Source organism: Pectobacterium atrosepticum, from assembly GCA_019056595.1.
Taxonomy (GTDB): domain Bacteria; phylum Pseudomonadota; class Gammaproteobacteria; order Enterobacterales; family Enterobacteriaceae; genus Pectobacterium; species Pectobacterium atrosepticum.
Window position 1 is genome coordinate 2,027,262 of sequence record CP036163.1, and the last position, 21,388, is coordinate 2,048,649.

Genomic DNA, 21,388 nt, shown 5'->3' on the forward strand with positions numbered 1-21,388 from the left:
AGTTCATTGTTTAACCACAATATTTTCCTGTGACGGATCAACATGCCCCATTTGCAGTTTTTCCGTCGCGATCCGCTCAACGCGGCTATGATCCCCTAGTGAGTTCTCCTCCAGGATCAGATTTCGCCATTCAATATCCAACGCATCACGCTCCAGCAGAAGCTGTTCGCGTTCTGCTGTTAGCAAGCGCGTGCGGTGCGCCGTCGTTACCACAAAGACCGCAGAAATCAGCACGGCAACCATCAGCAACACCGGGAGCTTTGCATTACGCAGCAGATCCTCACCGATGACACCGACCAGAGTATGCCGCTCGTTACCGATCATGCAGGCAGTCTCTCAGCGAACCTAAGCACGGAACTGCGCGCGCGTGGGTTTTCTGCCACTTCCGCTTCCGAAGGCATCAGTTTCTTTCCAACAGGTTTTAACGTCTGTCCGCCCTGGCTGCGCAACTGCTCTTCCGTTAACGGCAAGCCAGCTGGTACCTGTGGCCCACGGCTTTGATGGCGAATAAACCGTTTTACAATCCGATCTTCTAACGAATGGAAGCTGATCACCGACAAACGCCCCTGCGGAGCCAGTACGCTCAGTGCGCCTTCTAACGCACGCTCGATCTCTTCTAATTCGCTATTGATATAAATGCGAATTGCCTGAAAACTGCGCGTTGCCGGATGCTTATGTTTTTCCCGAATCGGACTGGCGGCAGCGATCAACGAGGCCAGCTCTTTTGTCCGCGTCATCGGCTCAGTACGATTACGTTCTACAATCGCGCGGGCAATTCGCTTGGCAAAGCGCTCTTCACCGAACGTTTTCAAGACCCAGACAATGTCGTCAGCTTCCGCTTTCATCAACCATTCAGCAGCGGACGAACCCCGTGTCGGATCCATACGCATATCCAGCGGGCCATCACGCATAAATGAGAACCCACGCTCAGGGTCATCAAGCTGCGGGGAGGAAACGCCAAGATCGAGCAGAACGCCATCGATTTGCCCAGTAAGCCCGAGTTCCGCGACATAATCCGCCATGGCGGAAAACGGCCCGTGAATAATAGAGAAACGTGAATCGTCAATTGCCTTAGCGGCTTCAATAGCCTGAGGATCGCGATCGATAGCTAACAGACGCCCTTCCGGCCCCAGTTGGGAAAGAATCAGACGAGAGTGACCACCACGGCCAAATGTACCGTCGATGTATATGCCGCCGCTGCGAATATTCAGGCCATTTACTGCCTCATCCAACAGGACGGTGGTATGTTTATAATTTTCCAGCATGACTATAGCGATAGGTCCTGCAACCGCTCAGATAAGGGTTCCTGAGTCGATTGTTCAGCGTCAATATCATCCTTGACCTGTTGATACCAAGTCTGTTCATCCCACAGTTCAAACTTGTTGAACTGTCCGACTAGCATCACTTCTTTTTTAAGGTCCGCATGCTGCCTTAACGTATTCGCAATCAACAAACGTCCCGCACTATCCATTTGACACTCGCTAGCATGCCCCAACAACAAACGCTGAACGCGACGTTCAGCGGGGTTCATGCTCGACAAACGAGACAGCTTTTGTTCAATAATTTCCCATTCAGGTAAGGGATAAAGCAGCAGGCATGGCTGATGCAGGTCAATGGTGCAAACCATTTGACCTTGCGATTCCCCGTACAGCATTTCCCGGTATCGGGTAGGCACGGCAAGGCGCCCTTTACTGTCGAGGTTAACCAGCGTAGCCCCACGAAACATACCTGAGTTACCCCTCCATAACCTTTTTCACCACTTTACCCCACAAAATCCCACTATTAAGAGTGTACGGAGGGTATGAAAACCTTGTCAAGCCAGAGCGGACGCGCTTTGGGATTATTCCTGAATGAATTGGGGCCGATATAGAGGTAAAAAGAATAAGGAGTCAGAATTAATAAAGATTAACGTCATGATAATTTGAGAGAAATTCATAGCAAAACGGGATCATTGCAAACATATAGCGACCAACTCCAGTATCTCGATTATTTTTATTGTCACATGCTGATACTAAAGATAAAGGTTTTCAGAATAGTCTCACCAGACCAAACACCTTGAATACCAAGGATTGCCGAGCCTGCAAAATCCTACTGCGCCGGTTAACAGTTGCTCAATGTCACATTTTTAACATCAACATCATCGATTTTGTATTAATCAGCCAATTTACTTTAGGTTAAGCACTCTCACCGACGGATCGGGCTTCCTGAAAAGAAAAGCAGGCTCAGAAAACATGCCGAATAAATTGTGCATCCCACATTTCCAGAGAAGCATTAAATCTTCGAAGAAACGCCACGCGTCCTAAAAAACTCAACTGATTGTTTTTAAAAACTTTAAATTCTTTGCCGCGATAAAAAAACGAGAAATTTGCCGGATAGAAATAAAGTAGCGAAAAAGTATAAAAAACGCTCACAAATAAATATATTTACCTAGTATCAAGCCAATCATTCAGTGATGTAAACTACGCAAATAAAATAAGGCATGACAAAAAACCACATAATTCAGCCTAACCAGTTTATCCGCCCTAAGAATGGAGCAGCCAGGTATGTTTTCCCCGACGTCACGATTGCGAAGCGCCACCGCTGATACCTTTGCGCTCGTTGTCTACTGTTTCATCATCGGTATGGCGATTGAAATCATGCTTTCCGGGATGAGCTTTGAGCAGTCACTGTCTTCACGTCTGCTGTCTATCCCCGTCAATATTGCTATTGCCTGGCCATACGGACTTTATCGCGATCGCGTGTTGAATGTTGCCAAACGCCACGGTGGTGACCATTTCTTCGTGCGCAGCGTTGCCGATCTGTTTGCGTATGTCAGTTTTCAATCCCCTGTTTATGCTGCGATTCTCTGGGTTATCGGGGCAAGTCCTGCACAAATCCTGACCGCAGTCACCAGCAACCTGGTGATATCAATGGTGATGGGCGTAACGTATGGCTATTTTCTGGAATATTGCCGTCGGCTATTTCGAGTCGCATTGCCATAACAATGAATTGAGATCGGATAAAGAAGAGACGCCATAGCAACCTATGGCGCAGAAAGGCAGAGAGAGATTACATCCGGCTCAGTGAGCCACGACGATACAGATTACGCCGGATACGATTCAAGCCAGGCTTCGGCCTTTTCGGTTCATCCAGACTGGCCAGCACCAACTCCAGTACGCGCTCCGCAACTTCACGATGGCGCTGAGCGACAGATAGTACTGGGCACTCCAGATAATCCAACAGCTCATTATCCCCAAAGGTCGCGATAGCCAGATTATTCGGCAGACGCCCGTTAATCTTCAGGTTAACGTCCATCACGCCCTGTAATAACGGGAATGAGGTGGTGAATAACGCTTCTGGCATAGGATTATTTTGCAAATAATCCATAAACGCGGCGGCAGAAGCCACGCGCTCATAGCTATTGGAATAAAGATAATTCACTTCACGCGGATCGCCCGCCCACGCCTGACGGAACCCTTGTTCACGCAGGAAGCTGACTGAAAGTTCAGGCAAAGCACCAAGATAGAGTACCGATTTCGCAGGCATTTTCCTTAATTCTTGCGCCAGCATTTCAGCATCTTCAAGATCGGCCCCCACCACACTGGTAAAGTGCTCACGATCTAATGCTCGGTCTAATGCAATAATCGGCAGGCCACCGTTTATCCAACGCTGATAAAACGGATGCTCAGGTGGCAACGCGGTAGAAACAATAATCGCATCAACTTGGCGCTGTAACAGATGTTCAATACAGCGCATCTCGTTGTCCGGCTGATCTTCGGAACATGCGATTAATAACTGATACCCACGCTGTCTGGCCTGACGCTCCAGATAATTAGCGATGCGCGTATAGCTGGTATTTTCCAGATCGGGAATAACCAGACCAATTGAACGTGTGCGCCCGGCACGTAATCCAGCCGCGACGGCGTTGGGATGATAATTGTGCTCCCTGACGACAGCCATGACTTTCTCAACGGTCTTATCGCTCACGCGATATTGTTTGGCTTTCCCGTTAATGACATAGCTGGCTGTCGTGCGTGAAACACCCGCAAGACGCGCGATTTCATCCAGTTTCACGGTAACCCCTTAGTAGGCCGGAAATAAGTAGGCCGGCTAAATAAAATAATATGATGACCATAAAATCATCATGGATATGGCGTAGATCTAACAGCAGAAGCTTTTGCACGGCAACTGCTTTTATCACGTTACCCACATATTTCAAGCTGCCACATCAATAATGGACGTCTTTTAAGCTGAATATATTACGCCTACTATATCCCAAATAATTCGAGTTGCAGGAAGGCGGCAAGGGAAGGAATCCCGATGAGCTTACTCAGGTAAGTGATTCGGGTGAGTAAGCGCAGCCAACGCACATGCAGCTTGAAGTATTACGGGTATATAAGATAAGAGAAATAAAAAGGCCCGATACGATTATATCGGGCCTCTTAAAGGAAAAAGCAGCGGAAAGTCGATTAACGCATGATTTTATCGCCGCGCGATACGCCGACGATTCCAGAACGCGCCACTTCAACAATTTCGGACACTTCACGCACGGCACTGAGGAACGCATCCAGTTTATCGCTAGTGCCAGCAAGTTGTACGGTATAAAGCGAGGCAGTGACATCCACAATCTGACCGCGGAAAATATCGGCGCAGCGTTTCACTTCTTCACGGGCATAACCTGTGGCCTGTAGCTTCACCAACATGATCTCACGCTCAACGTGCGCACCCTGACCGAGTTCACTGACGCGCAGGACATCCACCAGTTTGTGCAGTTGCTTTTCGATCTGTTCCAACACCTTCTCATCGCCTACCGTCTGGATAGTCATACGGGATAGCGTAGGGTCTTCGGTTGGCGCTACGGTCAGGCTTTCGATATTGTAACCGCGCTGAGAAAACAGGCCGACAACACGGGACAAGGCGCCTGATTCATTCTCAAGTAATACTGATAAAATCCGACGCATGATCAGGTCCTCTCCGTTTTGCTCAACCACATTTCATCCATCGCCCCGCCGCGAATCTGCATAGGGTAAACATGCTCGCTGCTATCGATGTTGATATCAACAAATACCAGACGATCTTTCTGCGCCAGTGCTTGAGACAGCTTACTTTCCAGTTCGTCCGGCGTATCGATAGAAATCCCGACGTGACCGTACGCTTCAGCCAGCTTGACGAAATCCGGTAACGATTCCATATAAGAACTGGAATGGCGGCCAGAATAAATCATGTCCTGCCACTGCTTCACCATGCCGAGGAAACGGTTGTTCAGGTTGATCACCACAACCGGCAGATCATATTGCAGTGCTGTAGAGAGCTCCTGAATATTCATCTGAATGCTGCCGTCACCCGTTACGCAAATTACCGTTTCTTCCGGTAGCGCGAGCTTAATGCCCAATGCCGCAGGCAAGCCAAAGCCCATCGTGCCCAGTCCACCGGAGTTCACCCAACGGCGCGGCAAATCGAAAGGATAATACAGTGCAGCAAACATCTGATGCTGGCCGACATCCGATGCCACATACGCTTTACCTTCGGTCAGCCGATGCAGCGTTTCAATCACCGCCTGCGGTTTAATCTTGTCGCTTTCGGTGTTGTATTTCAGGCAGTGACGCCCACGCCACTGCTCGATACCTTGCCACCAGTCACGTAGCGCATCAAACTGCTGCTGTGCGCCATCCTGTGCCAGCAACTCCAGCATCAGGCTTAGTACCTGTTTGGCATCGCCAACGATAGGGATATCCGCGTTTACCGTTTTGGAAATCGACGCAGGATCGATATCAATATGCAATACCGTCGCATTCGGACAGTACTTCGCCAGATTGTTCGTCGTACGGTCGTCGAAGCGCACCCCTACGGCGAAAATCACATCAGCGTTATGCATAGCTAGGTTGGCTTCATACGTCCCGTGCATTCCCAGCATGCCGAGGCACTGACGGTGCGTTCCAGGGAATCCGCCCAGCCCCATTAGGGAGGTTGTCACTGGCAGGTTCAGTTTTTCCGCAAGCGTCAGCAGCTCTTCGTGACACTCTGCGTTAATCACGCCACCACCACTGTAGATAATCGGCTTTTCTGCCGCCAGCAGGGTTTGCAACGCACGGCGAATCTGACCTTTGTGCCCTTGAACCGTTGGGCTATAGGAGCGCATGCTGACGCTTTCGGGATAAACGTACGGCAGTTTATTCGCCGGACTCATGATGTCTTTTGGTAGATCGACGACCACCGGCCCCGGACGTCCGGTTGATGCCAGATAAAAGGCTTTTTTCAGGATCGTCGGGACATCTTCAGCTTTCTTGACCAGAAAGCTATGCTTTACGATAGGGCGGGAAATTCCCACCGTGTCGCATTCCTGAAAGGAATCATAGCCAATCAGCGAGGTGGCCACCTGACCGGACAACACCACCATAGGAATGGAGTCCATATACGCAGTAGCGATACCGGTGATGGCGTTTGTCGCACCAGGACCGGAGGTGACCAGCACGACGCCGACCTCACCCGTCGCACGCGCATAGCCATCCGCCATATGTACCGCACCTTGCTCATGCCGCACCAAAATATGTTCGATACCGCCAACCGTATGCAGGGCGTCGTAAATATCCAGCACCGCACCGCCCGGATAACCGAACACATGTTTTACGCCCTGATCGATCAACGATCGGACCACCATTTCGGCGCCTGACAACATCTCCATGGATCTGCCTCTTTTGTTCAGAATGCGGAATCCGCTTCTGTATTGACCGGGGGAACTCCCCGCGCTCACGTTGTGTTAATACTGTTAACTTTTAGTACAAGAATACGAAATATTATAGGGATTACTGATAACCCATTAACATAACGCCAGATTATGACGCAGACAAACGGCAAAAAACCACCGCCCTTAATTGCGCCCAGAGGAAATCGAACGTGAGGGGAAAAATAACTGAGATAAAATACTAACTGGGAACCTTCAGACCTGAGAGATCGTCCATAAAAGCCATAAATTACAGAGCGAAATTTTGAGGCCGAAAAACCACATTTCTTTTCAGGAAACGAGCGTCTCGGCCTACGACATCATCAAGACTCTACGTACATCGCATCAATTTCCAACTGATAACGCTGGTTGATGATCTTCCTACGTAGCTTGAGCGTTGGCGTCAGCTCCCCTTCCGCCATCGAAAACGGCACTGGCAACAACGTGAATTTCTTCACCTGCTCAACGCGGGAAAGCTCTTTCTGCATCTCCCGCAGGCGCTGCTCGAACAGTTCAATAATATGGCTGTGGCGCAGCAACTCCAGACGATCGTGGTACTTCAAGTTGATGGAGTGAGCGTATTCTTCCAACGCGTCGAAACACGGAACGATCAGTGCAGACACGTACTTACGCGTGTCTGCAATAATCGCAACCTGTTCGATAAAACGATCCTGTCCAAGCGTGCCTTCCAGATGCTGCGGTGCGATATATTTACCGCCTGAGGTTTTCATCAGATCTTTCAACCGTTCGGTAATAAACAGGTTACCGTTGGCATCCAGCTCTCCCGCATCGCCGGTTTTCAGCCAGCCGTCTTCGGTAAAGGTTTCTGCGGTTTCCTGCGGACGATGGAAATAACCCCGCATGATGGTCGCGCCACGCACCTGGATCTCTTTTTCCTCACCAATGCGTACCTCAATACCCGGTAGCGGCGTACCGATAGAGCCCAAGCGGAATCGGCCTTCTTCCCAGCAGGAAACCGTCGCGCAGGTTTCGGTCATGCCGTAACCATAAATGATGCGAATCCCGATCGACCGGAAAAACAGAATAATGTTGTCATCCAGCCGTGCGCCCGCTGCGGGCATAAAACGAATCTCCCCCCCCAGAAGCTGACGCAGTTTCCCTAACACCAGCCGGTCAGCATAGTGATGCATGACGCGGCGAAAAAGTCCGCCCTTTTTCGTCGTATTGCTAGCCAGAAAAGCGTGTTGCCCCTGCGCAATAGCCCAGTTGAACAACCGCTGGCGATACCAGGGAGCCTGTGCCACTTTTTCATGGATTGCGCTGTAAACTTTCTCATAAAAACGCGGTACGGCGCACATCACAGTAGGTTTCACCGCAAGCATCGCACCACGCACTAAATTCGTATCGCTGAGGTACACGTTCTGTGCGCCACAGTGCATAACAACGAAACTCCAGGCACGCTCGAACACATGGGAAAGCGGTAAGAAGCAGAGTGAGACATCATTTGCCGACATGCTTAAGCGATCGTCGTGTAGCTTAAGCTGCATCGCCATGTTGGTGTAATCCAGCATGACGCCTTTCGGCTCACCGGTGGTGCCAGAGGTATAAATCAGCGTAAACAGATCGTTGAGATCGCGGCTGTCGATGCGCGTCTGCCATTCATCACGCCAAAAATCGTCTACGGCCTGCGCTTCAAACTCATGCAGCGATTGCACAATATCGCTACCACGCAGATTGACGTCTTTATCCATCACAATGATATTTCGCAACTGTGGACAGGTATCGCGTAGCGCTAGCAGTGCATCCAACTGTTCCTGACCGCCGACGAATATCGTACGGATATCGGCATCATTGATTATGAATGCCGCCTGCGCTGTCGTATTCGTGGCATAGATTGGCACGCTGATCGCCCGCAGGTGCAGCAGTGCCAGGTCAGCCAGCGACCAATTCATTGAGTTATGCGAGAAAATCGCAACCCGTTCCTGAACATCCAGCCCCAGCGCCAATAGCCCACTGGCAATGCGTTGAATGCGCTGCCCAGCCTGTGTCCAGGTGAGCTGCTGTTCGCCCGCAGGCGTCCACTCGCGCAAGGTAATACGACCTGCGCAGTGATTGATCTGATCTTGAACCCGGTGAACCACATGGTATGGCTGTAAATGATTATTCATCTGTAAAAGAATTTCTAAGGGGAATGAATTTGACAGCGTTTCAGCGTACAGCTGTACATTATTTGGCGTGCAGTCTACCGTCATTGTTCAAAACCGCAACGATCTTTCGTTCATTCGCCGTTGGCTATCGCTGGTTTACTTGACGCACGTCACACCAATCAAAAGTTGACATAACCCTGATAATCGCGTACCAATAATGCAATACCGAATTTTAGATGACGAGACACGACACTATGTTCAAGTTTACTGTCCTACTAAGCCTACTACTAAACGCATCCTTCTTGCGCGGTAGGTTTGTGGGCAGACTTCAGAACTAAGTTTCTCGCCACACGATACAAAAACCCGCGCTGATGCGCGGGTTTTTTTTTACTCGCCGAGCGCTAAGTACAAGTAGACACGACAAGGAACTAAACCGATGAGCGAGCAAGTCATTATTTTTGATACCACATTACGCGATGGTGAACAGGCTTTACAGGCGAGTTTGAGTGTAAAAGAAAAACTGCAAATTGCCTTCGCTCTGGAGCGTATGGGCGTTGATGTCATGGAGGTTGGCTTTCCAGTGTCATCTCCCGGTGACTTTGAATCCGTTCAAACCATTGCCCGCAACATCAAAAATAGTCGTGTGTGCGGTCTGACTCGCTGCGTAGAAAAGGATATCGATGTTGCCGCAGAAGCGCTGCGTGTCGCAGAAGCCTTCCGTATCCACACCTTTATCGCGACCTCACCGATGCACATCGCCACGAAGCTGCGCAGCACGCTGGACGAAGTCATTGAACGCGCCATTTACATGATAAAACGCGCACGTAACTATACAGACGATGTTGAGTTCTCCTGCGAAGATGCGGGCCGGACACCCATTCCAGACTTGTGTCGCGTGGTTGAGGCCGCAATCAACGCGGGCGCTCGCACGATTAATATCCCGGACACCGTCGGCTACACCATGCCGCATGAGTTCGGTAATATCATCGCCTCGCTGTACCAACATGTTCCGAATATCGATAAAGCCATCATTTCTGTTCACACTCACGACGATCTGGGCTTGGCAGTCGGCAACGCAATGGCAGCCGTTCACGCAGGAGCGCGTCAGGTAGAAGGTACGTTGAACGGTATCGGTGAACGTGCCGGCAACTGTTCACTGGAAGAAGTGATCATGGCGATAAAAACCCGCCATGACATCTTGAACGTCCATACCAACATCAACCATCAGGAAATCTACCGCACCAGCCAACTGGTCAGCCAGATTTGCAACATGCCCATCCCAGCTAACAAAGCGGTCGTGGGTGCCAACGCTTTCGCCCACTCTTCTGGTATTCATCAGGATGGCGTGCTGAAGAATCGTGAAAACTACGAAATCATGACACCGGAATCCATCGGCCTGAAAGAAGTGCAGTTGAACCTGACTTCCCGCTCTGGTCGTGCGGCGGTGAAACACCGTATGGAAGAGATGGGCTATCAGGATAACGATTATAATCTGGACGATCTGTACTCTGCCTTCCTGAAACTGGCGGATAAAAAAGGCCAGGTATTTGATTACGATCTGGAAGCGCTGGCCTTTATCAGCCGCCAGCAGGAAGAACCTGAGTTCTACCATCTGGATTATTTCAGCGTTCAGTCTGGTTCTAGCGTGATGGCAACGGCCTCAGTCAAACTGATCTGCGGAGAAGAAACGCAGTCAGAAGCGGCGACGGGTAATGGCCCAGTGGATGCCGTTTATCAGGCGATCAACCGCATCACGGGTTATCAAGTTTCGCTGGTCAAATACCAACTGACGGCCAAAGGTCAGGGGCGCGATGCGCTGGGTCAAGTTGATATCGTCGCGGATTATCAGGGGCGTCGTTTCCACGGCGTTGGTCTGGCAACGGATATCGTTGAATCTTCCGCACAAGCAATGGTAAATGTATTAAACAACATCAAACGTGCTCAGCAGGTAGAAAAAGAAATTCAGCGTCTGCAGCAGCACAATAACCAACAACAAAACGATAGCAAACAACAAAACAGTCAGGAAACAGTGTGATGACAAAGAGCTACCATATCGCCGTTTTACCCGGAGACGGCATTGGCCCAGAAGTAATGGCACAGGCCCATAAAGTACTGGATGCGGTACGTCAGCGTTTTGGCATTCGCATTACCACCAGCGAATACGACGTTGGCGGTATCGCCATTGACCGTCAGGGCACACCGTTGCCGCAGGCGACCGTCGCAGGCTGTGAGCAGGCCGATGCGATCCTGTTCGGTTCCGTTGGCGGCCCGAAATGGGAACATCTGCCACCGGCAGAACAACCGGAGCGCGGTGCATTATTACCTCTGCGTAAGCACTTCAAATTGTTCAGCAACCTGCGTCCTGCGCGTCTGTATCAGGGGCTGGAAGCGTTTTGTCCGCTGCGTAGCGATATCGCCGCGAAAGGTTTTGATATTCTGTGCGTGCGCGAGCTGACGGGCGGAATCTACTTCGGTCAGCCGAAGGGCCGTGAAGGTAGCGGTCAATATGAGCGCGCTTTCGATACCGAGGTGTATCACCGTTTCGAAATTGAACGTATCGCGCACATCGCGTTTGAATCCGCACGTAAACGTCGCAGCATCGTGACCTCCATCGATAAAGCCAACGTGCTGCAAAGCTCCATTCTGTGGCGCGAGATCGTTACTGAAGTCGCTAAAGCCTATCCAGATGTAAAACTGTCTCATCTGTATATCGATAACGCGACGATGCAATTAATTAAAGACCCGTCTCAGTTTGACGTGATGCTGTGTTCTAACCTGTTCGGTGACATTCTGTCCGACGAGTGCGCCATGATTACCGGCTCAATGGGCATGCTGCCTTCCGCGAGCCTCAACGAACAAGGCTTCGGGTTGTACGAACCTGCTGGCGGTTCTGCACCGGATATCGCGGGTAAAGACATTGCCAATCCGATTGCACAGATTTTGTCACTGGCGCTGCTGTTGCGTTACAGTCTGGGGGCAGATGATGCCGCAGAGGCAATCGAAAAAGCCGTCAATACTGCGCTGGCTGAAGGTTACCGCACCGCCGATCTGGCAAGCGCCAGCAACGCGATCGGTACCAGTGAAATGGGCGACGTTATTGCGCGTTTCGTGGCGCAAGGGGCATAACCATGGGTAAGACGTTATATCAAAAATTGTTCGATGCGCACATCGTTCATGAAGCGCCGAACGAAACACCGTTGCTGTATATCGACAGGCATCTGGTGCATGAAGTGACCTCTCCGCAGGCGTTCGACGGCCTGCGTGCGATGGGCCGCAAGGTTCGTCAACCGGGGAAAACCTTCGCGACCATGGACCACAACGTGTCCACGCAGACCAAGGACATCAACGCCAGTGGTGAGATGGCCCGCATTCAGATGCAGGAGCTAATCAAGAACTGTGCGGAGTTTGGCGTTCAATTGTATGACCTGAACCACCCGTATCAAGGCATCGTTCACGTTATCGGCCCAGAACAAGGGATGACGCTGCCGGGTATGACCATCGTTTGCGGTGACTCACACACCGCAACGCACGGCGCATTTGGCTCACTGGCCTTCGGCATCGGTACGTCGGAAGTGGAACATGTGCTGGCGACGCAAACCCTGAAACAGGGTCGCGCCAAAACCATGAAGATTGAAGTCACCGGTGATGCTGCTCATGGCATCACCGCGAAAGACATCGTGCTGGCGATCATCGGTAAAACCGGTAGCGCGGGCGGCACCGGCCATGTGGTTGAATTCTGTGGTAAAGCTATTCGTGCGCTGAGCATGGAAGGCCGTATGACGCTGTGCAACATGGCCATTGAGATGGGCGCGAAGGCCGGTCTGGTTGCACCAGATGAAACCACGTTTAACTATCTGAAAGGTCGTCAGTTTGCCCCGAAAGACGCAAACTGGGATGCCGCCGTTGCATACTGGAGCACGCTGAAATCCGATGATGACGCGCAGTTCGACACTATCGTCACGCTGGACGCCGCGCAAATTGCACCACAGGTCACCTGGGGCACCAACCCCGGTCAGGTTATCGCCGTTAATCAGGAAATCCCTAACCCTGATTCTTTCAGCGATCCGGTAGAACGCGCCTCTGCCGCCAAAGCTCTGGCCTATATGGATCTGCAACCCGGCATTAAACTGACCGACGTGAAGATCGATAAAGTCTTCATTGGTTCTTGCACCAACTCACGTATTGAAGATTTGCGTGCGGCGGCAGAAATCGCCAAAGGGCGTAAAGTTGCCGCAGGCGTTCAGGCTATCGTCGTACCCGGCTCCGGCCCGGTAAAAACCATGGCGGAGCTGGAAGGGCTGGATAAAGTGTTCATCGAAGCAGGTTTTGAGTGGCGCTTACCGGGCTGCTCCATGTGTCTGGCGATGAACAATGACCGCCTGAACCCCGGCGAGCGTTGCGCATCAACCAGCAACCGTAATTTTGAAGGCCGTCAGGGGCGCGCTGGACGCACCCATCTGGTCAGCCCGGCGATGGCTGCTGCAGCTGCGGTGACGGGTCGCTTTGCCGACGTCCGCGAGTTGAATTAAGAGAGAAACCGACATGGCTAAATTTACCCAACACACAGGTCTGGTGGTTCCTCTGGATGCCGCTAACGTCGATACTGACGCCATCATTCCCAAGCAGTTTCTGCAAAAGGTGACGCGTACCGGTTTCGGCCAACATTTGTTCCACGACTGGCGCTTTCTAGACGATGCCGGTCAACAGCCTAACCCTGAATTTGTGCTGAACAAACCGCATTACAAAGGGGCGAGTATCCTGCTGGCGCGGGAAAACTTCGGCTGTGGCTCTTCCCGTGAACACGCACCGTGGGCGCTGACCGACTACGGCTTCAGCGTCGTTATCGCCCCAAGCTTCGCCGATATTTTCTATGGCAACTCGTTTAACAACCAACTGTTACCAGTGAAGTTGAGCGACGAGGAAGTGGACGAGCTGTTCAAGCTGGTGGACGAGCAGGAAGGTATTACTTTCACTGTCGATCTGGAAAATCAGGTTGTTCAGGCGGACAGCAAACGCTATCCGTTTGAAATCGACAGCTTCCGCCGTCACTGCATGATCAACGGATTAGACAGCATCGGCCTGACGCTGCAACACGAAGCATCGATTACCGAGTATGAAAAGAATCAGCCGGCGTTTCTGAACTGATTTGAGATTACGGATAGTTTGAGATTATGGATAGTATGAAGCCCGCATTTTTGCGGGCTTTTTCTTTTTTAAATTAAGCGCTAAAGCAAGGCAGCAATGAGATAAAAAGCCAGCATACTCAACAGCACGGCGACCACAATATTTCTGATAAAAAATGAAATAACGACACTCACAATCGCGCCGAGGAAATAAGGGTTATCAGGAAATGCGCGAATAACGCCGTGTTCCATTAAAATAATCGGCCCACAAATCGCAGTGAGTAAACATGGCGCGGAATACTTTAAAGCACGATGGAGTAAAACAGGAATTTTTACCGGAACAGCGGGCTCAAGAAAGATATAGCGATTAAAAAAAACGATCCCCGACAGAACGAATATCAATAACCAACTCATTTTTCTTCCTTAAGCACAGATGCGATGAATACAGAGAAAAACATACCGCCGACACCGGCAATAGCGATGGCACCGTCTATCTTGAAATAGGTCAATAGCATCGATAATAGCAGGGAAAACAGGACACCAGAAAAGGTACTGATTTTCTTGATCATCGGGACAACGATGGTGATGAACGTGGCAACGATAGAATAATCAAGGTGATATTTATCCAGGTCAGGCACAGCAGACGCCATAAGCACGCCAAGAATGCTAAAGATATTCCAAAAGATATAAAAGGTGACGCCCGCACCGATTAAATAGCTGGCGCTGACATTATTCTTCCTATCTTTCTTTTCACTGAGCGCAAAAAGTTCATCTGATAATAAAAAACCAATAGGCAGCCGTTTTCTTAATTTCAAGGTCGAAACGTATTCGCGTAATGTCAGGCCGTATATCAAGTGCTGTGCGGTGATAAAGAAAACGGATATTAATAACGTCGCGACATTCGCCCCAGACATGAGCAATCCTAACGAGACTAATTGTGCGGCTCCCGCAAAAATAATAGCGGACATCCCGATACTTTGCCCGACGGATAATCCCGATTGGATAGCCATTGAGCCAGCAAGAATCCCCCAGGGCACAACCGATAAACAGAGAGGAAGCATTTCAACCACGCCGGTCATAAAGTGCTTCCACGGGCTAATTGTGTCTTTTACTGCCGATGACGAACGAGCTACGGTGTTTTCCATATAACATTGCACTACCATAAATAAATCGATAGCGGGAAATTAACAAAACGCGTTTTAATAGTATTGGATAAAGTTGCTGCGTCTCAGAATAGAGAACGAGCCTATTTATACCCTAAATAATTCGAGTTTTAGGACAAAACGTTAACGTTTTAAACAACGCACAGGCAACTTGAAGTATGACGGGTTATGCGTTGCCTTTAGCAAACTCGCCTGGCGTCAGCCCCAAAGAATTTTTGAAATGACGATGGAGGTGGCTCTGATCGGTAAACCCACACGACACAGAGACATCGAGGATAGAACTACCTTTACGCAATAGGTCTTTAGCCTTGCGCAGACGAGCCTGAATCAAATAAGCGTGGGGCGTAATACCGACAACCGCTTTAAACTGCCGTAAGAAGTGCCACACGCTGAGCTCGGCGAGTTCTGCCAATTCAACGAGAGCGAGTTCTCTCTCAGGATAGCTGTCCATAAAGGCTTTAACGTTCAGTATATTTTGAGTCGCAATGGGCAACATTTGTGGCGTCAGGCGAGTCTTGCTATAGCGCATCGTTAGCCAGGTCAGTGAAGATAACAGTAGCGTTTCTTTCAATAGCATATTGCCCGGCTGAGCAAGCATATTGAACGTCATGAGCAACTGTTCCGCCAACCCTGGATCGTGCACCACAGCATCAGGAAACCACGGAATGGAATCCTTTGAGCGTTGAAGCTCCTGATTAATTGAACGAAAAAGGTCAGGATGCGGATAAATAGCCCGATAGGCCCAGCCGGTTTCGACCTCAGAACTTCCCGTATGCACATCGTCCGCATTCACCAAGATGATGTCACCTTTGGGCGCAACATGCTCTGCACCTGAACGATAAAAGCGCTGAGCGCCCTGCTCAATCACGCTGATGCAATAGGTATCATGAACATGCCGAGGAAAACGCTGCTGGTAGTACTGCGCCTGCAACATATCCAGACCGCCGAGTGCGTCAAGGTGCTTGAAGTTTGTCTGCTCTTGCGCAACCGGCTTTTTATGCACGCATCAATCCTCTTATCGTTTGTACAAAATTGCTCTGGCGGAGAAGCAACATGCGAGCGTTATCATCCAGAAGCAGTGAACCTGTTTCATTGATTCTATCAGAAGTGGATTAACATCCCATGCGGGAAAAAACGTCGAAAAAAAGCCAGCGACACAAGCCGCTGGCGATCAATGATACATCTCTGTTTTTTACCGCTCTGGCTTTTTTACCAACGGGATTACATCAGGTGAAACCTAGACACCCCAAGATTCAACCTCTCAGCCTGCTGCTCCAGCGATGAGGCAGACGAGGAAGCCTCCAACACCAGCGTCGTGTTTTGTTGCGTAACCCGATCCATTTCTGATATCGCTAACGACACCTGATTGATACCGCTGCTTTGCTCATCGGAAGCCAGCGCAATCTCATTCATGATCCGGGTGACGTTATTAATTTCGGCGACAATCTCAGCCATCGCTTTACCCGCTTCAGACGCCAGCGTCGTCCCCTCCGTCACTCTGGTTGCGGATTCTTTAATTAGTGCGGCAATCTCTGTCGCTGCGTTAGCAGAGCGCTGTGCCAGATTACGCACTTCTCCTGCAACCACCGCAAACCCTTTGCCTTGCTCACCCGCTCGGGCGGCTTCCACCGCCGCATTCAGCGCCAGAATATTGGTCTGGAATGCAATCCCGTTAATAAGCGCAATAATCTCAGAAATTTTGCCTGAACTTTTGGCAATGTCCGCCATCGAACCCACAACCTGTTCCACAATGCTGCCACCGTTCACCGCTTTAGACGACGTATCCGTCGCCGCCTTGCTAGCATGATGCGCATTATCGGTATTTTGTTTCACCGCCGCCGTGAGCTGTTCCATACTGGCAGCCGTTTCCGCCAGCGCCGCAGCCTGCTGTTCCGTTCGTGCGGACAAATCTGTATTGCCAACGGCGATTTTCGTCGAACTGCTGTGAATAGACTCCGCGCTATCACGCACCGAGCCAACCGTTTCTGAGAGTGAATCCTGCATTTGCTGGATATTGTTACCCAAAATGCCTATTTCATTTCTCCCCACATCCGCACGCGCACGCGTTAAGTCCCCCTGCGCGATCGCCTGTATACGCGACACCCAATACTGTATTGGGTTAATAATAACTCGGCGAATTAATAAGAACGTCATGCCGGTTAACACGATGGCAAGAATAAATGCCCCGGTCATGAGCGTGTATCCCAGCGTTGAATGTCTCTCAGCCGTCACATTAATATTCTTGGCCATCTCAACCCGATAAAGGTAGGACGCTTTCAGCGGCACATCGTACTCATCATCCAATTTAGACATCGTCGTCGACTCAAACGCATTGAGTTCTTCAACATTACCTTTTTTCGCTATGTCAAACATGGGCTTGGTACCCCGCTCAACATAATCGCTATAACGCGCTTTTAGCTCATTATCACGGGCGAGTTCAACATCAGAACGGGCCGCTCTATTTTGATATCCGTTAAACATTTGCTGCGACATCACCAGCCGTTCTTCTGCGGCTTTCATACTGGCGTTGTAATTGTTCGTAAGACCATTATGTAAATGGTTCACGGCATGCAGCAAATTCATACGTGCCGCACGCATATGGTTAGCGCTATCAACTAACTCCATCCGAACATTCAATTCCAGCGTTGATTCATTTAATGACAATTCTGCCTGCTTCAGAAAGTAGGATGATGTTGCGACAGCAACGGCAAAGAGCAGTAAAACACCAGAAAAAACAATAATAAAAAGAGGCGTTAACTTAATATTATGCACCCCAGGGGAGGAATGCCAAGGTTCTGATTTTTCGTAAAGTGCTATTGACTGATACGGTACATCGCTCATTTTTACATCCGTCGAGTTATTCAGAAAGTTGCTGTGAAGTGAATTTCAGGTAAACAAGGAAAAATAAAACGCCACCACATGTTACATAGCATTTAAATATTATAACAATGTGCGTTAAGTACGAGAGAAAAAATAGGAACCTCTAAAAATAATTTTATCTACAAGATCGCCATCACGGAAAAGCGTCATTTCAACGAAAATCATTTCAATTAAAAACAATTCAAAACGTAAACTATTACATAAGGTTAGTGAATCATCTTGGTCACCACACTTACGTGACCATTCATTATTAGTATAGAAACACATTCATAGAATTGTTTAATTTTAATGACAATGAATTCCATTCTAATATTTTATTTTTGGTATTAAATCATCTTCACGTTAGCATTATCTGCATACCACCCTCTGCAGGCAGGCTTTCCCTCTTCTTCTCAACCTACTTTTGCGAAACCGCACGCAGCCTCATCACGTCGTTTAATTTTCAGAGAAATAAGCGGGTATATTTCACGCTCCACCAATGGAAGCGTTGACATTCGTCAACATAAAAATTTACCATGGCCCTCTATAGCGATGAAAAAACATCCAAATAAGCATATACAGGAAGCTATTGAATACGCATTAACGCGGGGGTGGCGTTTTTATTCCAGTAACGGACATGCATTTGGCAGGCTTATCTGCAGCACGCCAGACCACAGTACTCATATAATGAGTATTTGGTCCACGCCATCAGTCTCGGAAAACCACGCAAAGCAAATCCGCCGCAACGTCGATAGCTGTCTGGCAATGCAGAAACAGTAGAAGACACATACGGCTTACTGAGGAATTTATGGCAACGTATCACTTCTCTCTCACGCTATCGGGCGTTTGTGCAGACACCGCAGGACTAGAAGATGCACTTTTTGCCAGCGGCTGCGACGATGCTCTGATCTGCTTCTATGGCAACGCCGTCTATCTCGAATTTGATCGAGAAAGCCCGCATTTTTCTACCGCAGTCATCAGCGCTATTCATGATATTGAGTCCGCAGATATTCAGGCAAGAGTCCACTCCGTCGATGCGGCCTGGGTTGGGATTAGTGACATCGCCGCCTTAGCCGCGCTGTCGCGTCAAGCCATTGCGCTTCTAAAAGATGGAAAACGTGGCGCAGGCGATTTCCCCTCTCCGGTTCAACGCTTACGCGGTACATCGCCGCTATGGGAGTGGAGTGATGTCGCCGACTGGCTAGCCAAACAAAAAAAAATACCACAGGAATTGGCCGACAACGCTCGGCAGCTTGCCACGATTAATCTGGCCTTGCAGATACGCAATGCACACCAGCAGGACGAATTGGCGCGTTATTGTGCATTGCTCAGCGAGGGTAAACCATTACGTGAAAACTACCGCTGATATCTCCTTAGGGTAAACCATCAGCGACAACTCAAACGCGGTAAGCAGATCTGCACCATAAAAAAAACCAGCGAGAAAACTCGCTGGTTGGTGAAACATCACCATTACTCAGAATACATTTCCTCGCACCACCTAGAGCCAATGACGGTATTCGTCGTCGGACATTTCGTTCAGGTGCCACTGCGTCGCCTGCTGCAATAATGCAACGCGCTGTTGGGTAGACATCCATCGCAACCACTTCACTTTACAGGTCGATAAGTAGGTTCGATAGAACTGGGACAAACGGGAAATTGTCATGAGCCACCTCCTCTCTTTCCTTGTTAGAAAGTATCGACGTAATATAGGGAAAGATAAATTGATGACTTTAGTGCAGGGAGTTCCTCTTTTATGTCTTCTCCTCGATTGCAACAACAGTTCATCCGTCTGTGGCAACACTTTCAGGGACAAACCACCGACACCACGCTGCAAGAGCTGACGGGGGTGCTGAACTGCTCACGCCGCCATATCCGCTCGTTATTGAACGCGATGCAGCTGGAAGGCTGGCTCATCTGGCAGGCAGAAGCCGGAAGAGGAAAACGTTCGCAGCTCTCCTTTGTGTATACCGGATTAGCGCTACAGCAACAGCGTGCCGAGGATCTGCTAGAACAGGATCGTATTGAGCAACTGGTGCAGTTGGTCGGTGACAAAGAAGCGGTGCGCCAGATGCTACTCTCCCACCTTGGCCGGAGTTTCCGGCAAGGAAAGCACATTCTGCGCATCCTCTATTACCGCCCATTACGCAATTTGCTGCCCAGTTCGGCACTGCGGCGCTCAGAAATGCATATTGCGCGACAAATTTTTAGCGGCCTGACCAATATAAATGAGGAAAATGGGGAACTAAAACCCGACCTGGCTCATCACTGGCAGATGCTAGCACCGCTGCACTGGCGCTTTTATCTGCGGCCGGCTATCCGTTTCCATCACGGTCGTGAACTCACGATGGACGACATCACCACATCATTATCACGGCTCATTCCGCTTCCACTCTTCTCCCATATTGAAGCGGTGAATTCACCGATGCCGTTTGTGATTGATATCCGGCTGAGTAGCCCAGATAAATGGCTGCCGTGGCTCCTGGCCAGCGTGCACGCCATGATTCTGCCGCAGGAGTGGCAAACGCTGCCGAATTTCGCCCAACACCCGATTGGCACCGGGCCTTACGCTGTAGTACGCAATAACAGCAGCCAGTTGAAGATCCGCGCCTTCGACGACTATTTTGGCTATCGGGCGCTGATTGATGAGGTCAACATTTGGGTCTTGCCGGACGAGCCGGAAGAAATGCCAGTGTCTGTCCAATTCCAGTCTGATGATTCCCACCATGAACAGCTGGAAAGCCGAATGGAAGAAGGCGGTTATTTCCTGTTATTCGACAAACGATCGCCGCTGAACCAGCGTCCAGAAGCGCTGCGATGGCTCAGACAGGTATTTAACCCTGTTTCGCTGCTCAGCCACGCCAATACCAGCAACCAGCGCGACTGGTCACCCGCCTACAGCCTGCTGCCGCGCTGGCATCACCATCATCCCGATACGCCACAGTCCATTCCCGATGGGCTAACCGACGTCACGCTCACGTTCTATCAGGAACACCCAGAGTACCGGATATTAAGCGAGATTATGCGCACGCTGCTGGCACAACAGGGCGTTACCCTACATCTTCAGACCATCAGTTACGAAGATTGGTATCAGGGCAATGCCGAGAGCGATATCTGGTTTGGCAGCCTGAATTGTTATCTGCCGCTCGAATTCTCGCTGTTTGCCATGCTCTATGAGCTGCCACTGGTGCAACATTGCCTGAATGACGACCTAGATACCGATGCACAGCAGTGGCGTAGCCATACGTTACCAATGGCGGAATGGTGTGAAAAACTCATCAAGAGTGGGCAGTTGCATCCGTTATTGCATCATTGGCTGCAACTTCAAGGGCAGCGCAGCATGCGCGGCGTCAGGATGAATATGCTGGGCTGGTTTGATTTTAAATCCGCCTGGTTTGCACCGCCGGAACGCTGATTGCATTAGAAAAAAGTGCGGGG

20 protein-coding genes are annotated in these 21,388 nt (G+C 50.0%); 8 read left to right on the forward strand and 12 right to left on the reverse strand.

Annotated elements, in window-relative coordinates:
• Positions 1-3: 3 nt before the first annotated feature.
• Genes ftsL through mraZ form a run of 3 tightly spaced genes read right to left on the reverse strand, consistent with a single transcriptional unit; the run spans position 4 to position 1,726 of the window.
• The gene (gene ftsL, locus DCX48_09790; protein QXE14767.1) at positions 4-324 is read right to left on the reverse strand and encodes a cell division protein FtsL; all 321 of its coding nucleotides are present in this window, start codon (positions 322-324) and stop codon (positions 4-6) included.
• A complete protein-coding gene (gene rsmH, locus DCX48_09795) occupies positions 321-1,265 on the reverse strand; it encodes a 16S rRNA (cytosine(1402)-N(4))-methyltransferase (protein QXE14768.1) in 945 nt (314 codons plus the stop codon). The genes ftsL and rsmH overlap by 4 nt, the downstream gene beginning before the upstream one ends.
• A gap of 2 nt (positions 1,266-1,267) precedes the next feature.
• Complete coding sequence (gene mraZ, locus DCX48_09800) at positions 1,268-1,726, reverse strand: transcriptional regulator MraZ (GenBank protein QXE14769.1); 459 nt, start codon at positions 1,724-1,726, stop codon at positions 1,268-1,270.
• 817 nt (positions 1,727-2,543) lie between these two features.
• Between mraZ and DCX48_09805 the strand changes: the two genes are divergently transcribed.
• Positions 2,544-2,981 carry an L-alanine exporter AlaE gene (locus DCX48_09805; protein ID QXE14770.1) on the forward strand — a complete coding sequence of 146 codons (438 nt, stop codon included), beginning with the start codon at positions 2,544-2,546 and terminating at the stop codon, positions 2,979-2,981.
• A gap of 67 nt (positions 2,982-3,048) precedes the next feature.
• On the opposite strand, the gene cra is transcribed toward DCX48_09805, so the two are convergent.
• From cra to DCX48_09825, 4 genes are all read right to left on the reverse strand, one after another.
• Complete coding sequence (gene cra / locus DCX48_09810) at positions 3,049-4,053, reverse strand: catabolite repressor/activator (protein QXE14771.1); 1,005 nt, start codon at positions 4,051-4,053, stop codon at positions 3,049-3,051.
• Positions 4,054-4,448: 395 nt separating this feature from the next.
• Complete coding sequence (gene ilvN, locus DCX48_09815; protein QXE14772.1) at positions 4,449-4,940, reverse strand: acetolactate synthase small subunit; 492 nt, start codon at positions 4,938-4,940, stop codon at positions 4,449-4,451.
• A 2-nt stretch (positions 4,941-4,942) separates the two neighbouring features.
• Positions 4,943-6,661, reverse strand: coding sequence for an acetolactate synthase 3 large subunit (gene ilvI / locus DCX48_09820; GenBank protein ID QXE14773.1), 1,719 nt, complete (start codon positions 6,659-6,661; stop codon positions 4,943-4,945).
• 362 nt (positions 6,662-7,023) lie between these two features.
• The gene (locus DCX48_09825; GenBank protein ID QXE14774.1) at positions 7,024-8,829 is read right to left on the reverse strand and encodes a long-chain fatty acid--CoA ligase; all 1,806 of its coding nucleotides are present in this window, start codon (positions 8,827-8,829) and stop codon (positions 7,024-7,026) included.
• A 415-nt stretch (positions 8,830-9,244) separates the two neighbouring features.
• Between DCX48_09825 and DCX48_09830 the strand changes: the two genes are divergently transcribed.
• The 4 genes from DCX48_09830 to leuD are packed head-to-tail and all read left to right on the forward strand — an operon-like array spanning position 9,245 to position 13,953.
• Entirely contained in the window at positions 9,245-10,843 is a 1,599-nt protein-coding gene (locus tag DCX48_09830) for a 2-isopropylmalate synthase (protein QXE14775.1), read from the forward strand.
• Positions 10,843-11,934, forward strand: coding sequence for a 3-isopropylmalate dehydrogenase (gene leuB / locus DCX48_09835; protein ID QXE14776.1), 1,092 nt, complete (start codon positions 10,843-10,845; stop codon positions 11,932-11,934). Before DCX48_09830 ends, leuB begins: the two co-directional genes overlap by 1 nt.
• A gap of 2 nt (positions 11,935-11,936) precedes the next feature.
• Complete coding sequence (gene leuC / locus DCX48_09840) at positions 11,937-13,337, forward strand: 3-isopropylmalate dehydratase large subunit (protein QXE14777.1); 1,401 nt, start codon at positions 11,937-11,939, stop codon at positions 13,335-13,337.
• A 13-nt stretch (positions 13,338-13,350) separates the two neighbouring features.
• Complete coding sequence (gene leuD, locus DCX48_09845; GenBank protein ID QXE14778.1) at positions 13,351-13,953, forward strand: 3-isopropylmalate dehydratase small subunit; 603 nt, start codon at positions 13,351-13,353, stop codon at positions 13,951-13,953.
• Positions 13,954-14,033: 80 nt separating this feature from the next.
• Here leuD and DCX48_09850 read toward each other — a convergent pair whose 3' ends face one another.
• The 4 genes from DCX48_09850 to DCX48_09865 all read right to left on the reverse strand — a co-directional run bounded on the left by DCX48_09850 (position 14,034) and on the right by DCX48_09865 (position 17,935).
• Positions 14,034-14,345, reverse strand: a complete 312-nt coding sequence (locus tag DCX48_09850; GenBank protein ID QXE14779.1) for an AzlD domain-containing protein — start codon at positions 14,343-14,345, stop codon at positions 14,034-14,036.
• Positions 14,342-15,076: a branched-chain amino acid ABC transporter permease gene (locus DCX48_09855; GenBank protein ID QXE14780.1), complete on the reverse strand. Its 735-nt coding sequence runs from the start codon at positions 15,074-15,076 to the stop codon at positions 14,342-14,344. The genes DCX48_09850 and DCX48_09855 overlap by 4 nt, the downstream gene beginning before the upstream one ends.
• A gap of 184 nt (positions 15,077-15,260) precedes the next feature.
• The gene (locus DCX48_09860; protein QXE14781.1) at positions 15,261-16,097 is read right to left on the reverse strand and encodes an AraC family transcriptional regulator; all 837 of its coding nucleotides are present in this window, start codon (positions 16,095-16,097) and stop codon (positions 15,261-15,263) included.
• A gap of 218 nt (positions 16,098-16,315) precedes the next feature.
• Entirely contained in the window at positions 16,316-17,935 is a 1,620-nt protein-coding gene (locus DCX48_09865) for a HAMP domain-containing protein (GenBank protein ID QXE14782.1), read from the reverse strand.
• A 570-nt stretch (positions 17,936-18,505) separates the two neighbouring features.
• On the opposite strand from DCX48_09865, the gene DCX48_09870 reads away from it, so the two are divergent.
• Both DCX48_09870 and DCX48_09875 read left to right on the forward strand, forming a co-directional pair.
• A complete protein-coding gene (locus DCX48_09870) occupies positions 18,506-18,733 on the forward strand; it encodes a hypothetical protein (protein ID QXE14783.1) in 228 nt (75 codons plus the stop codon).
• A 28-nt stretch (positions 18,734-18,761) separates the two neighbouring features.
• Positions 18,762-19,319 (forward strand): hypothetical protein, encoded by a 558-nt coding sequence (locus tag DCX48_09875; protein ID QXE14784.1) that lies wholly within the window; start codon positions 18,762-18,764, stop codon positions 19,317-19,319.
• A 132-nt stretch (positions 19,320-19,451) separates the two neighbouring features.
• Here DCX48_09875 and sgrT read toward each other — a convergent pair whose 3' ends face one another.
• Complete coding sequence (gene sgrT / locus DCX48_09880) at positions 19,452-19,616, reverse strand: glucose uptake inhibitor SgrT (GenBank protein QXE14785.1); 165 nt, start codon at positions 19,614-19,616, stop codon at positions 19,452-19,454.
• 90 nt (positions 19,617-19,706) lie between these two features.
• Between sgrT and sgrR the strand changes: the two genes are divergently transcribed.
• A complete protein-coding gene (gene sgrR / locus DCX48_09885) occupies positions 19,707-21,365 on the forward strand; it encodes an HTH-type transcriptional regulator SgrR (protein ID QXE14786.1) in 1,659 nt (552 codons plus the stop codon).
• Positions 21,366-21,388: the final 23 nt, after the last annotated feature.

Bases quoted from the DNA above. Each gene is read 5' to 3' on its own strand.
- mraZ (QXE14769.1), bottom strand. From the start codon at position 1,726: ATGTTTCGTGGGGCTACGCTGGTTAACCTCGACAGTAAAGGGCGCCTT.
- sgrR (QXE14786.1), top strand. From the start codon at position 19,707: ATGTCTTCTCCTCGATTGCAACAACAGTTCATCCGTCTGTGGCAACAC.
- ilvI (QXE14773.1), bottom strand. From the start codon at position 6,661: ATGGAGATGTTGTCAGGCGCCGAAATGGTGGTCCGATCGTTGATCGAT.
- DCX48_09825 (QXE14774.1), bottom strand. From the start codon at position 8,829: ATGAATAATCATTTACAGCCATACCATGTGGTTCACCGGGTTCAAGAT.
- leuB (QXE14776.1), top strand. From the start codon at position 10,843: ATGACAAAGAGCTACCATATCGCCGTTTTACCCGGAGACGGCATTGGC.
- leuC (QXE14777.1), top strand. From the start codon at position 11,937: ATGGGTAAGACGTTATATCAAAAATTGTTCGATGCGCACATCGTTCAT.
- leuD (QXE14778.1), top strand. From the start codon at position 13,351: ATGGCTAAATTTACCCAACACACAGGTCTGGTGGTTCCTCTGGATGCC.
- sgrT (QXE14785.1), bottom strand. From the start codon at position 19,616: ATGACAATTTCCCGTTTGTCCCAGTTCTATCGAACCTACTTATCGACC.
- DCX48_09865 (QXE14782.1), bottom strand. From the start codon at position 17,935: ATGAGCGATGTACCGTATCAGTCAATAGCACTTTACGAAAAATCAGAA.
- DCX48_09830 (QXE14775.1), top strand. From the start codon at position 9,245: ATGAGCGAGCAAGTCATTATTTTTGATACCACATTACGCGATGGTGAA.
- ilvN (QXE14772.1), bottom strand. From the start codon at position 4,940: ATGCGTCGGATTTTATCAGTATTACTTGAGAATGAATCAGGCGCCTTG.
- ftsL (QXE14767.1), bottom strand. From the start codon at position 324: ATGATCGGTAACGAGCGGCATACTCTGGTCGGTGTCATCGGTGAGGAT.
- DCX48_09805 (QXE14770.1), top strand. From the start codon at position 2,544: ATGTTTTCCCCGACGTCACGATTGCGAAGCGCCACCGCTGATACCTTT.
- DCX48_09855 (QXE14780.1), bottom strand. From the start codon at position 15,076: ATGGAAAACACCGTAGCTCGTTCGTCATCGGCAGTAAAAGACACAATT.
- rsmH (QXE14768.1), bottom strand. From the start codon at position 1,265: ATGCTGGAAAATTATAAACATACCACCGTCCTGTTGGATGAGGCAGTA.
- DCX48_09850 (QXE14779.1), bottom strand. From the start codon at position 14,345: ATGAGTTGGTTATTGATATTCGTTCTGTCGGGGATCGTTTTTTTTAAT.
- DCX48_09870 (QXE14783.1), top strand. From the start codon at position 18,506: ATGAAAAAACATCCAAATAAGCATATACAGGAAGCTATTGAATACGCA.
- DCX48_09875 (QXE14784.1), top strand. From the start codon at position 18,762: ATGGCAACGTATCACTTCTCTCTCACGCTATCGGGCGTTTGTGCAGAC.